This window comes from Pseudomonas sp. GL-R-26 (assembly GCF_019947365.1).
In the GTDB taxonomy this organism is placed as follows: Bacteria; Pseudomonadota; Gammaproteobacteria; order Pseudomonadales; family Pseudomonadaceae; genus Aquipseudomonas.
In genome coordinates, this window is record NZ_JAGYGI010000007.1 from 190596 (window position 1) to 202878 (window position 12283).

The following is a 12283-nucleotide window of genomic DNA, read 5'->3' on the forward strand; positions in this document are numbered from 1 at the left end:
CCCTGATGAACGCCAGCCTGCCGCCCGAACCGGGCATCCGTGTCAGCCTCGCCGACCTGATCGAGATGCGCCATCGCGTGCGCGAAGTACAGCTGTTTTCCACGCCGAGCCAACGCAGCCCGCTGATCGGCCTGCACCATTCCAAATTGCGCGGGCGTGGCGTCGACTTCGATCAGGTGCGGGTCTATCAGGCCGGCGACGATGTGCGCACCATTGACTGGCGTGTCACCGCGCGCACCCAGGAGCCTCACACCAAGCTGTTCCACGAAGAACGTGAGCGGCCGATTTTCATCATGGTCGAACAAAGCCGCCGGCTGTTTTTCGGCTCGGGCCTGATGTTCAAGTCGGTGCTCGCCGCCCAGGCCGCGAGCCTGATCGGTTGGGCGGCCCTGGGGCACAACGACCGGGTCGGCGGCCTGGTGTATGGCGACAATGTGCACTACGAAATCAAGCCTCGGCGCAGCAAGCAAAGCCTGCTGCAGTTACTCAACCGGCTGGTGCGGGTCAACCAGTCGCTGACCACCGAAGGCGAGCCGGACCGCGACGCCTTTGGCATTGCCTTGCGCCGAGCGCGGGAAGTGTCACGTCCGGGCAGCCTTGTCATTGTGATTTGCGATGAACGCGCGCTATCGGAAAGCGCCGAGCAACAGTTGAGCCTGTTGTCGCGCCATTGCGACCTGTTGCTGCTGCCGGTGTCCGATCCGCTGGATCATGCCCTGCCCGCTGCTGGCCTTTTACGTTTCGCCGAGCGTGGAGCGAAATTGGAACTCGATACGCTGAATTTCGACCTGCGCCAGGCTTACCGGGCCCAGGCCGAGGCACGCATCGCGCGCTGGGAGTTGCTCGCGCAGAAACTGCGGGTGCTGATGATGCCGTTGAGCACCCAGAGCGAGATGGTAGAGCAATTGCGCGAATACCTGAACCCACAGAAACCGGGGAAAGGTCGATGAGCGGCATTGATCAACTGCAACCACTGATATCTCCGCCACCGGTGGAATTCTGGCCTCCGGCACCGGGCTGGTGGTTGCTGGTTCTGTTGGTGCCACTGATCGGTTTGGGCCTGTGGAAGCTGCGGCGCTTCATTCCACGCAAACGCCCCGTGGTACGTGCGGAACAGCCGCTTGACCCGGTGCGACTGGCCGCACTGGCCGAATTGGCAATGATGCCCAAACCCTACGACGGCGCGCCGGCCGGTGCCTGGCTGCAGCAACTCAACGGCTTGCTCAAGCGCCTGTGCCGCAACCATTACCCCTACAGCCAGAGCCATACCCTCAACGGTCGCAAGTGGCTGGCGTTCCTCGACAACCGCTGTCCGGCCGCCGGGCTGACCCGCTGGATGGTGCTGGTCGAAGGCGCCTACAAACCCGAATGCAAACTCGACGACAAGGCCATCGCCGGCCTGACCCAGGCCGTCGACACATGGATTCGCAAGCATGTTTGAGTTCGCCTGGCCGTGGATTTTTGCCCTTCTGCCGCTGCCGTGGCTGATGCGCATCGTATTGCCGGTGGCCGACAGTGGTGAACCGGCACTCAAGGTCAGTTTCCTCAGCGATCTGGAAGGCCTCGCCGGGCGTCGCGCCCGGGCCAACCTGCCGGCATGGCGCCAGCAGGCACCCTTCATACTGCTATGGCTGTTGCTGCTGGTCGCGGCGGCGCGCCCGCAGTGGCTCGGCGAACCCTTGCCGATTGCCGCCAGTGGCCGCGACTTGCTGGTGGCGGTGGACGTTTCCGGCTCCATGGACTTCCCTGACATGCAGTGGCAGGACGAAGATGTCAGCCGGCTGGCGTTGGTCCAGCACCTGCTCGGCGATTTCCTCGAAAGCCGCGAAGGTGACCGGGTCGGCCTGATCCTGTTCGGTAGCCAGGCCTACCTGCAAGCCCCGCTGACCTTCGACCGCCACACCGTGCGCGTCTGGCTCGACGAAGCGCGCATCGGTATTGCCGGCAAAAACACCGCCATCGGCGATGCCATCGGCCTGGCCCTCAAGCGCCTGCGCTTGCGTCCGGCAACAAGCCGCGTGCTGATTCTGGTCACCGACGGCGCCAACAATGGCGGTGAGATCGACCCGCTCACCGCTGCACGGCTGGCGGCCAAGGAAGGCGTGAAAATCTACCCGATCGGCATCGGCGCCGATCCGGAGCAAAGTGGCACGGTCGGCTTTCTCGGCCTCAATCCGAGCCTGGACCTCGACGAACCGTCCCTCAAAGCCATCGCCGAAGCCACCGGCGGCCAATATTTCCGCGCCCACGATGGCAAGGAACTGCAATCGATCAAGGACACCCTTGACCAACTGGAGCCCGTGGCCCAGCAACCGACGCAGGCCCGCCCGGTCCAAGCGCTGTACCACTGGCCACTAGCCCTGGCGCTGTGGTTGAGCATGCTGCTGCTGGCCCCCGTACTCTGGCCGGACAACCCGTTGCAGCGTCTGTTTACCAAGGATCTGTTTTTGCAAACGCAATTGCTGCCCGACTGGCGCCAGCGCCTCAAACGCCTGCGTCTGCGGAGACGCCGATGAGCGCGCTGTGGCCTTACTGGTTCCGCCCCTGGTGGCTGTTGTTGCTGCCGGTGCTTGGCTGGCTGCTCTGGCAACTCTGGCACCGCAAGAAGCGCGCCGGGCGCTGGCAGATGATCCTGCCTCCAGCCTTTCATACGGCACTGCTCAGCGGTGGCAGTGGTCGCGACAGTAAATTGCCCTGGATCGCCCTCGGCCTCGCTTGGCTGTTGACCGTGCTCGCCCTGCTGGGACCGAGCTGGCAGCGTGTCGAGCAGACCAGTCAAAAGCCCGCCGACCCGCTGGTGGTGATACTTGAGCTGACCCCGGAAATGCTCGCCACCGACGTCACGCCCAACCGACTGGAACAGGCACGACGCAAGCTGCTTGATCTGCTGCAGATTCGCAGCGACGCGCAAACCGCCATCGTCGTCTACGCCGGCAGTGCCCACACGCTGGTACCGCTATCAGATGATCTTTCCACCAGCCGCAATCTGTTGGATGCACTGAAACCGTCGTTGATGCCAGAGGCCGGTCACCGCGCCGATCTGGCGGTGCTCAAGGCCCTGGCGTTGCTCGAACAGGCTGCTTTGGGCGACGGCCGGATCCTGCTGATCGGTTCGTCCCTGACCGACCAGGAGCGGCTTGGCATCCGTCGCGCGCTGAGCGGCAAATCGACTCAATTCCTGATGCTCGGCATCGGCACCGCCGAAGGCTCGCCCATCACCCAGGAAGACGGCAGCTTCCTCAAGGATGAACAAGGCGCCATTCTCGTGCCGCGCCTCGACGAGCCTGGTTTGAAAAGTTTTGCCAACGACCTGGATGGCCGCTATCGCCAGGCGCGCCTGGACGATAGCGACCTGCACGCCCTTGGCCTGCTCGACGGTCCACGCAACTTGCGCAACGACGGTCAGACCTTGCGCCTGGACACCTGGGCCGATCAGGGTTACTGGCTGCTGCTGCCACTGTTGCTGCTCGCGGCCTGCGCGGGACGTCGCGGTTGGCTGCTATGCCTGCCGCTGCTATTGGCGCTGCCTCAACCGAGCTACGCCTTCGACCTCGCAGACCTATGGCTGCGCCCTGATCAACAAGGCGTGCATTTACTCAAGCAGAAGCGCCCTGCGGAGGCCTCCCGACGCTTCGAAAACCACCAGTGGCAAGGCGTGGCGCTCTATGAGGCCGGCGACTACGCAGGCGCCGCCGAGCGGTTTGCCGAAGGCGACGACGCCCACGCCCACTACAATCGAGGCAATGCCCTGGCAAAAAGCGGTGAGCTGGAGGCAGCCCTGGACGCTTACGAACAGGCTCTGGAACGTCAACCGGATTTGCGTCCGGCACTGACCAACAAAGCGCTGGTCGAACGTCTGCTCAAGGAGAAAAATACGCCACCCGCTCCCGAGCCAGACGAAGCCGACAACGCCCGGCCCGAAACCGAATCCCAGGAGCCACCGCCCGGTGCCGCCGCCCAGCCCTCGAGCAGCGGCGAACCGAAAACCGAAGGGCAACCGCCTCGCCCGGGTGAGGAACAATCGCCCACCACACGGCCGAAACCGGGGACCAACGAGGTACCAGGCAGCGAACTGGGTGACGAACAACACACCACACCGCCCTTGCGCCCGGCCACCGACAGCATCGAAGGTGAACAGCGCCAGGCACTGGAGCAGTGGCTGCGGCAGATCCCGGATGACCCCGGTGAACTGCTCAGGCGCAAATTCTGGTACGAACAGCAACAACATCAGGATCAGGAAGAAACTCGATGACCCGCTTCACCGTATTATTGCTCGCGCTGCTGCATGGCCTGTTGTTCTGCACGGTTCAGGCACAGGCAGCAGAACTGGTCGCCAGTGTTGATCGCAGTCGCCTGAGCTCGGGCGAGACGGTCGAGCTCACCCTGGAATCCAGCGATGTCACTCAGTTCGGCAAACCTGACCTGACAGCGCTGGAGCCCTTGTTCGAAGTGCGCGGCACACGCCAGGTCAACCAGTTGAACACCCTGAGCGGTGAAAACCAGGCCACCACCCGCTGGATCGTCACCCTTCTGCCCCGGCAAAACGGCAGCGTGGTGATTCCGTCACTGCAACTGGGCGAACTGCAGAGCCAGCCGATCACCCTGCAAGTGGTCGAGAGCGAAACACCGGACAACCCGAACAAGCGGGCCGCAGTGTTCATTGATGCCAGCCTCGATCAAACCAGCGTGTACGTACAGGCTCAGGCGGTCCTGACCCTGCGCATCTACCATTCGGTGTCGCTGTACGACGACAGCAGCCTGCCACCCTTGCAGATACCTGACACACGCATCGAACAATTGGGCGACTCACGCACCTACGAAAAGGACATCGACGGCCTGCGCCATGGCGTGATCGAAATGCGCTACGCGATCTACCCGCAACACAGCGGCGAACTGATCATTCCGGCGCAGGTCTTCAACGCCGCGCTGGTCGACCCGCAACCCGTACAGAACGCCGCCCAGGGGCCGAAAGCCGGCAAGCTGATGCGCGTCACCTCGGCCGAACTGCTGTTGACGGTCAAGGCCAAGCCCATCACTTATCCAGCCGATGCCCCCTGGCTGCCTGCACGCAGCCTGACCCTGAGCGAAAGCTGGAACCCGGAGCCGGATCACTCCCAGGTCGGCGATTCACTGACCCGCAGCCTGACGGTGAACGCCGAAGGCTTGTCCAGCACTCAACTGCCACCGCTGCCCGGCACCGATGTCGGCGGCCTGCGTCGCTACCCGGATCAACCGGTACTCGGTAACCAGAACAGCGAACGCGGCCTGGTCGGCAGCCGTGAAGACCGCGAAGCCCTGGTGCCGACACGGACCGGCGCCATCGAATTGCCTACTGTCGACGTGATCTGGTGGAACACCTTCGAGGACCATCTGGAACACAGCAGCCTGCCCGCTCGCACGCTGCACGTGGCGGCCAATCAGAGCCTGGTGGTCGACACCCCGTCCGGTGCACCGATCGATGCCAATGCCGATAGCGAAGCACTCTGGCGCTGGAAGATCAGCACCCTGATCCTCGCCTGCACCACCCTGCTCGGCTTCGGCCTCTGGTGGCGTGGCCGCTGGCAACCGGCGGTGGCGCGTGTCGCTCAAACCGGCCCCAGCCCGCGCACCGTGCTCGACGACCTCAAGCGCGCCTGCCAGGCCAACGACTCCCACGCCACCCGCCAGGCCCTCGACGCCTGGGCCCGCCAGCAGCCGGAGACCCTGGCCGACATGGCCGCCCGCTTCGTGCCACTGTCCAACGCTCTCGACGGCCTGAACGGCGCGCTGTACAGCGAAACCGGCCAGTACTGGCAAGGTGACGAGTTGTGGCGGGCGATCAAGGCGATCCCGATGGCTGAACGGGTGCAGGACCCGGTTGGTGACAGTGGGCTGCCGCCGCTTTATCCCAAGTAAACACCGACCTAGAGACAAAGATGCATTTGTGGCGAGGGGGCTTGCCCCCGTTGGGCCGCGAAGCGGTCCCCTAATTCCTTCAGGCATACCGAGCTGTCAGGATTTACGGCCGCTTCGCAACCGAACGGGGGCAAGCCCCCTCGCCACAGGCAAGCTCCCTCGCCACAAAACATTCCATCGCGCGATCGGCCATTTAAACCAGTAAACTCTCTCCCCTTTCGCCGCCTTCATTTTTCCCGCGGCCATTACCTATTTCGTAGCGGAGTCCGCCTTGCGCTTGTTTCACACCTCCGACTGGCACCTCGGGCAGAACCTGCACGGCCAGGATCGCGATTTCGAACACGGCTGTTTTCTCGACTGGCTGTTGCGCCAGTTGAAACTGGATCAACCGGATGTGCTGTTGATCGCCGGCGATATCTTCGACACGGTCAATCCGCCGGTCAAAGCCCAGGAACGCCTCTACGACTTCATCGTCAGCGCCCACGAACAGCAGCCGTTGCTGACCATCGTGATGATCGCCGGCAACCACGATTCCGGCTCGCGGATCGAACTGCCCGCGCCCTTGATGCGCCGTTTGCGCACCCATGCCCTCGGTCGTGTGTTGTGGCTGGATGACGGGCAACTGGATGCCGAGCGCCTGTTGCTGCCCTTGCCGGATGCCAGTGGTGAAATCGCCGGCTGGTGCCTGGCGCTGCCATTCCTGCGCCCGGCGGAAGTCACCGGCGCGCACTTGGGTGACAACTACTTGCGCGGGATTGGTCAGGTGCACGAGTGGCTGATCGAAGCGGCCAACGCCAAGCGCCAGCCGGGCCAGGCGCTGATCGCCATCAGCCACGCACACATGGCCGGCGGTTCGGTGTCGGAAGACTCCGAGCGCAGCCTGATCATCGGCAACGCCGAAGCCCTGCCCGCCAGCCTGTTCGGGCCGAGCATCAGCTACGTCGCCCTCGGCCACTTGCACAAGCCGCAGAAGGTCAACGGCGAGGAACGCATCCGCTACAGCGGCTCGCCGATTCCGCTGTCGTTCTCCGAGATCAGCTATCAGCACCAGATTCTCGACATCAAGCTCGACGGCGAGACCCTGGTCAGCGTCGAGCCGAAACTGATCCCCCGCGCGGTCAACCTGCAACGCATCGGCCCGGCGCCATTGAGCGAGATTCTGCTGCAACTGGCGGACCTGCCGAACATCGACCTGTTGGCCGACATCCAGCGCCAGCCATGGCTGGAGGTACGGGTGCGCCTCGACGAACCGCAGCCCGACCTGCGCAATCAAGTGGAAACCGCCCTGCAAGGCAAGGCCGTGCGCCTGGTGCGCATCGCCGCCGAATACGCCGGCAACGGCGGCCGTGAGGGTGCCGACGAAGGCAGCACGCTGATCGAACTGGACCAGCTCACGCCTCAGGAACTGTTCAGCCGCGCCTGGCAGGACAACTACGGCAGCGAGGTCGACGAGCAGACCCTCAAGGACTTTGCCGAGCTGTTGCAGGATGTGCAGATGGAGAGCGAACAGCCATGAAAATCCTCGCGATCCGCCTGAAAAACCTCGCCTCGCTGGCCGGGCCGTTTGAAATCGACTTCACCGCTGAACCCCTGGCCAGTGCCGGACTGTTCGCCATCACCGGGCCCACCGGCGCCGGCAAAAGCACCTTGCTCGATGCCCTGTGCCTGGCGCTGTTTGGCGCCGTACCGCGCCTGAACAACACCGGCCGCGACGCCAAGGTACCGGATGCCGACGGCGAAATCGCTACCGGCGACCCGCGGACCCTGCTGCGTCGCGGCACGGGTGAAGGCTACGCGGAGGTGGATTTCGTCGGTGTCGACGGTCGCCGCTACCGCGCCCGTTGGGAAGCCAATCGCGCCCGGGACAAGGCCGCCGGCAAGCTGCAGGCCAGCCGCCAGAGCTTGCGTGACATCGATCAGGATCAATTGCTCGCCAGCCAGAAAGGCGAATACAAGACTCAGCTCGAAGCCGCGCTGGGGCTGAATTTCGAACAGTTCACCCGCGCGGTGATGTTGGCGCAAAGCGAGTTCAGCGCATTCCTCAAGGCCGATGACAACGACCGCAGCGAACTGCTGGAAAAACTCACCGACACGGCGCTCTACACCCGCCTCGGTCGTCGCGCCTTCGACAAGACCAAAGAGGCTCGCGAGGCGCACAAGCTGCTGCAGGATCAGGCCAGCGGTGTGACGCCGCTGTCACCCGAAGCCCGCGCGGAACTGGATGAGCGCTTCAACCAGGCGCAGCAGCAACTCAAGACCCAACAAGCGCAGCTCAAACAGCTTGAACTGCAGGACACCTGGCTCAAGGACCTGCGTCGCTTGCAGGACGAACATCTGGCCGCCAGCGAACAACTGCAATCGGCACAGACCCACTGGGAGGCCTTGGCCAGTGAGCGCTTGAGGCTCACCCGCCTCGAACAGCTGGCCCCACAACGGCACCAGTTCGCTCGTAAGGCCGAGGTCGATGCGCTGCTGACACCCCTGGCGGCGCAAATTGCCTTGCACACGCAGCAGCATGGCGAACTCGGTGAGCGTCAGACGCAGCTTGAGCAACAGCTCGGCAGCGCCCGGATCGCCTTGAGCGAAACCCAACAACGGCAAGCCGACAGCACGCCGTTGCTGCGTCAGGCCTTCGAAGCACAAAGCACCCTCGCCCGCCTGGCCAAGGACACCGCCCTCAGCGCCGAAGCCAGGCAACAGGCGCAACAGGCCTGCACCCAGGGCCAGGGCACGATTCAGACCTTGCTCGATCAGCAAGCCCGTGGCGCCGGGGACTTACAGCGCATCGCCAGCGGGCTGGAGCAAAGCACGCATCTGGCACCGTTAAGCGATGCCTGGAATGCCTACCGTGATCGCCTGCAACAGTTGATGTTGATCGGCAACCGGTTGAATCAGGGCCAGGCCGAACTGGCCAGCCTCGAACAAAACGCCGCGAACACTGAACAAGCGCTCACCGCGCAGAAGCAACAACTTGAAGTGCTGTTCAAGGAGGCCGGCGCCGAACCGGATGCCGTCGCCGAGCAGATCGGCATCCTGGGCAGCCTGTTGCAGGACAACCGCAAGCAACTGCGCGCCGTCGAAGACCTTGCACGCCTGTGGGCCAGCCAGCAGGACCTGGACAAGCGCAGCGCCGAGCTGCAACAACGCCAGCTCACCGCGCAGCAGGAACGTGAACGTTTGACCCAGGACGGGGTCAAGGCCAAGGCTGATCTGAGCGTTGCCGAACAGACCCTCAACGTCACGCGCGAACTGCTGGAGCGTCAGCGTCTGGCGCGCAGTGCCAGTGTCGAAGAGCTGCGTGCGCAGTTGCAGGACGATCAGCCTTGCCCAGTCTGCGGCAGTAACGAGCATCCCTATCATCAGCCGGAAGCCCTGCTGCAGAGCCTCGGTCGCTTTGATGAAAGCGAACAGGCCAACGCGCAGAAGGCCGTCGACCTGCTCAAGGAAAAACTCACTGATCTGCGTGCCGAGGTCGGCGGGCTGATCGCCCAGCAAAAGGAACTGCTGCAACAGCAAGAGCAACTGGCAACCCAGCAAAAGGCCCTCGCCCCAAGTCTGGAAGCGCATCCGCTGGCGACCCAACTGCTGAACCAGGATGCCGCCAAACGCGATGCCTGGCTCATCCAACAAAACAGCCAGCTTAACCAGAGCATCAGCCAGGACGAGCAACGGCAGAGCGCGCTGCTCACCCTGCAACAGGATGCCGCGCGCCTGACCCAGCAACTGCGCCATGCTGAAACCGCGCACCAGCAAGCAGCCCAGCACCTGAGCAATCAACAGCGCGAACTGGGCAACGACCGCCAGCGCCTGGACGAAGAACTCAGCGCATTCGCCAACCTGCTGCCGGCCGAAACCCTGCAAGCACTGCGCGTCGAACCGGCCGCGACCTTCATGCATCTCGACCGGCAGATCGTCGAGCGCCTGGCGCAACTCGAGCAACAAAAGGAAGAACTGGCCGAGCAGCAACAGCGCCAGCAAAACCTGGAGAAAGAACAGGATCGCCAGCACAGCCGCGTGCAGCAATTGCACGCCGCCGAACAGCAGTTCACCGGTCTGGCCGAGCAGCAACAGGCGAGCCAGTACACGCTCGGGCAATTACTCGGCGAACACAGCAGCGCCGAGCATTGGCAGCAGCAACTGGAACAGGCCGTGGAACAGGCGCGCAGCGCCGAAACCAGCACCGCGCAGTCGCTGCAAAGCGTCCTCACGCAGTCTGTGCAAATCGCCGCCGAGCTCAAGGCACAGCAGGAACGCCTGCACGCACTGGAAGGCGAAGAACGTGAGCTCGCCGGCAAGATCGGCGACTGGCGTGCCCGTCATCCCGAACTGGACGACGGTGGCCTCGAAGTCCTGCTGCGCGTCGACGACACTCAGGTCAGCGAACTGCGCCAGCGCTTGCAGCACAGCGAAAAAGCCATCGAACAGGCCAGCGTCCTGGTGCAGGAGCGCAACAAACACCTGCTCAATCATCAGGCTCAACAAAACGGCAACCTTGACGTCGAGCAGTTGGCCAGTGCACTGGTCGACCTGCAAAACCTCGCCGCCACCAGCGAGCAACACTGCGCCGAACTGCGCGCCGAACAGGCCGAGGACCAGCGCCGACAGAACGCCAATCAGGCCCTGGCGCAGCAGATTGCCGATGCCTATAGCGAGTACCAACGCTGGGCACGCCTGAACGCGTTGATCGGCTCCGCCACCGGCGACACCTTCCGCAAGATCGCCCAGGCCTATAACCTCGACCTGCTGGTGCATCACGCCAACGTGCAACTGCGCCAACTGGTGCGCCGCTATCGCCTCAAGCGCGGCGGCAGCATGCTCGGCTTACTGGTGATGGACACCGAAATGGGCGACGAACTGCGCTCGGTGCATTCGCTGTCCGGTGGCGAGACCTTCCTGGTCTCGCTGGCGCTGGCCCTCGGCCTGGCGTCGATGGCGTCGAGCACGTTGAAAATCGAGTCGTTGTTCATCGACGAAGGCTTCGGCAGCCTCGATCCGGAATCCCTGCAACTGGCCATGGACGCACTCGACGGATTGCAGGCCCAGGGCCGCAAGGTCGCGGTGATTTCCCACGTACAGGAAATGCATGAACGGATTCCGGTGCAGATTCAGGTCCAGCGCCAGGGCAACGGCCTGAGCACCCTGGAGGTGAAATGAACACCCTGTATTCCTTCCGCCGCTGCCCGTACGCCATGCGCGCACGCATGGCCCTGCGCTACTCGGGCGTGGCCGTGGACATTGTCGAAGTCAGCCTGAAGGCCAAGCCCGCCGAAATGCTCGCGCTATCGGGCAAAGGCACGGTGCCGGTGCTGAGCGCCGATGGCCGGGTGATCGACGAAAGCCTCGACATCATGCGCTGGGCCCTGGCACAGAACGACCCGCAGGACTGGCTGCTCAAGGACGATCCTGTGGCAGCGGCGCAAATCGCCCCGTTGATCGAACACAACGATCAGGTGTTCAAGGTGCATTTGAATCGCTACAAATACGCCGAACGTTATCCCGAGCAGCCGATGGAGGTTTATCGCACCGAGGGCGAGGTGTTTTTGCAAAGGCTGGAGGCGTTGCTGGAGGGACGCGACTACTTGCTCGCCGATCATCCAAGCCTGGCCGATGTGGCGCTGATGCCCTTCGTACGCCAGTTCGCCCATGTAAACCGCGAATGGTTTGCGCAGACGCCGTATCGGCGGTTGCAGGGCTGGTTGCAGCGTTTTTTGGAGTCGGACTTGTTTACGGGCGTGATGCGCAAGTAAGAACACCGTCACTGTGGCGAGGGAGCTTGCTCCCGCTGGGCTGCGAAGCGGCCCCAAATCCTGTGCACTCAACTCTTCAGGTAAACCACATCAACCGGTTGACGACTGCTGCGCAGCCGAGCGGGAGCAAGCTCCCTCGCCACAGAAGAACCCGTTAGCTGTGGGTTTACGCCAACACCTCACACATCCCGATCGCCGAGCAATCCACCTGGAACGACCCGAAAACCACGCCTTCATTCCTGATCGGCGGATTGCCGGCCAGCATGCCTTGGGCATTGGCGTTTTCGATGCTGCGGGCAATGTTGTGATTGGCTTCGATGGCCCGTGCCACCGAGCCCGCCGAGCCCTGGCCGATTCCCAACAGGGAAGATCCGTTGGTCATGAACGCCAGGAAGGCGATGACCCAGAGTCTGTGCCCTTTCATGCGCCGACAACTCCTGCGAGTTCTGCCTGATCAACGCTCGCGTTTTGCCCACGGTGTTCAAACTGGATGCCGGGATGAGCGACCTGGATCGGTGCTTCGAAGGTGGATTGCGACTGGGCTGAAAGGCTGACCACCAGCACCATGGCAAGGTAAAGACCGATCGCCACATAGGCGCCGTGTTTGGCAGAAGTGAGAATTGCGCTGGCCATGATGTTCT

10 protein-coding genes are annotated in these 12283 nt (G+C 63.3%); 8 read left to right on the forward strand and 2 right to left on the reverse strand.

Annotation, left to right across the window (positions count from 1 at the left end; translation table 11 throughout):
- Positions 1-5 precede the first annotated feature (5 nt).
- From KGA96_RS10040 to KGA96_RS10075, 8 genes are all read left to right on the forward strand, one after another.
- Positions 6-950: a DUF58 domain-containing protein gene (locus KGA96_RS10040; RefSeq protein WP_046037168.1), complete on the forward strand. Its 945-nt coding sequence runs from the start codon at positions 6-8 to the stop codon at positions 948-950.
- A complete protein-coding gene (locus KGA96_RS10045; protein WP_046037169.1) occupies positions 947-1441 on the forward strand; it encodes a DUF4381 domain-containing protein in 495 nt (164 codons plus the stop codon). Before KGA96_RS10040 ends, KGA96_RS10045 begins: the two co-directional genes overlap by 4 nt.
- Positions 1434-2516, forward strand: a complete 1083-nt coding sequence (locus tag KGA96_RS10050; protein ID WP_223466940.1) for a vWA domain-containing protein — start codon at positions 1434-1436, stop codon at positions 2514-2516. The genes KGA96_RS10045 and KGA96_RS10050 overlap by 8 nt, the downstream gene beginning before the upstream one ends.
- Complete coding sequence (locus KGA96_RS10055) at positions 2513-4252, forward strand: VWA domain-containing protein (RefSeq protein ID WP_223512668.1); 1740 nt, start codon at positions 2513-2515, stop codon at positions 4250-4252. The genes KGA96_RS10050 and KGA96_RS10055 overlap by 4 nt, the downstream gene beginning before the upstream one ends.
- Positions 4249-5895, forward strand: a complete 1647-nt coding sequence (locus KGA96_RS10060) for a BatD family protein (RefSeq protein WP_223512671.1) — start codon at positions 4249-4251, stop codon at positions 5893-5895. Before KGA96_RS10055 ends, KGA96_RS10060 begins: the two co-directional genes overlap by 4 nt.
- 271 nt (positions 5896-6166) lie before the next feature.
- A complete protein-coding gene (locus tag KGA96_RS10065) occupies positions 6167-7411 on the forward strand; it encodes an exonuclease SbcCD subunit D C-terminal domain-containing protein (protein ID WP_223512674.1) in 1245 nt (414 codons plus the stop codon).
- Positions 7408-11049, forward strand: a complete 3642-nt coding sequence (locus KGA96_RS10070; RefSeq protein ID WP_223512677.1) for an AAA family ATPase — start codon at positions 7408-7410, stop codon at positions 11047-11049. The genes KGA96_RS10065 and KGA96_RS10070 overlap by 4 nt, the downstream gene beginning before the upstream one ends.
- Positions 11046-11642, forward strand: a complete 597-nt coding sequence (locus KGA96_RS10075) for a glutathione S-transferase (protein WP_223512679.1) — start codon at positions 11046-11048, stop codon at positions 11640-11642. Before KGA96_RS10070 ends, KGA96_RS10075 begins: the two co-directional genes overlap by 4 nt.
- Positions 11643-11808: 166 nt before the next feature.
- On the opposite strand, the gene KGA96_RS10080 is transcribed toward KGA96_RS10075, so the two are convergent.
- The gene (locus tag KGA96_RS10080) at positions 11809-12066 is read right to left on the reverse strand and encodes a hypothetical protein (RefSeq protein WP_223512681.1); all 258 of its coding nucleotides are present in this window, start codon (positions 12064-12066) and stop codon (positions 11809-11811) included.
- Positions 12063-12275, reverse strand: a complete 213-nt coding sequence (locus KGA96_RS10085; RefSeq protein WP_223512683.1) for a hypothetical protein — start codon at positions 12273-12275, stop codon at positions 12063-12065. The genes KGA96_RS10080 and KGA96_RS10085 overlap by 4 nt, the downstream gene beginning before the upstream one ends.
- Positions 12276-12283 lie beyond the last annotated feature (8 nt).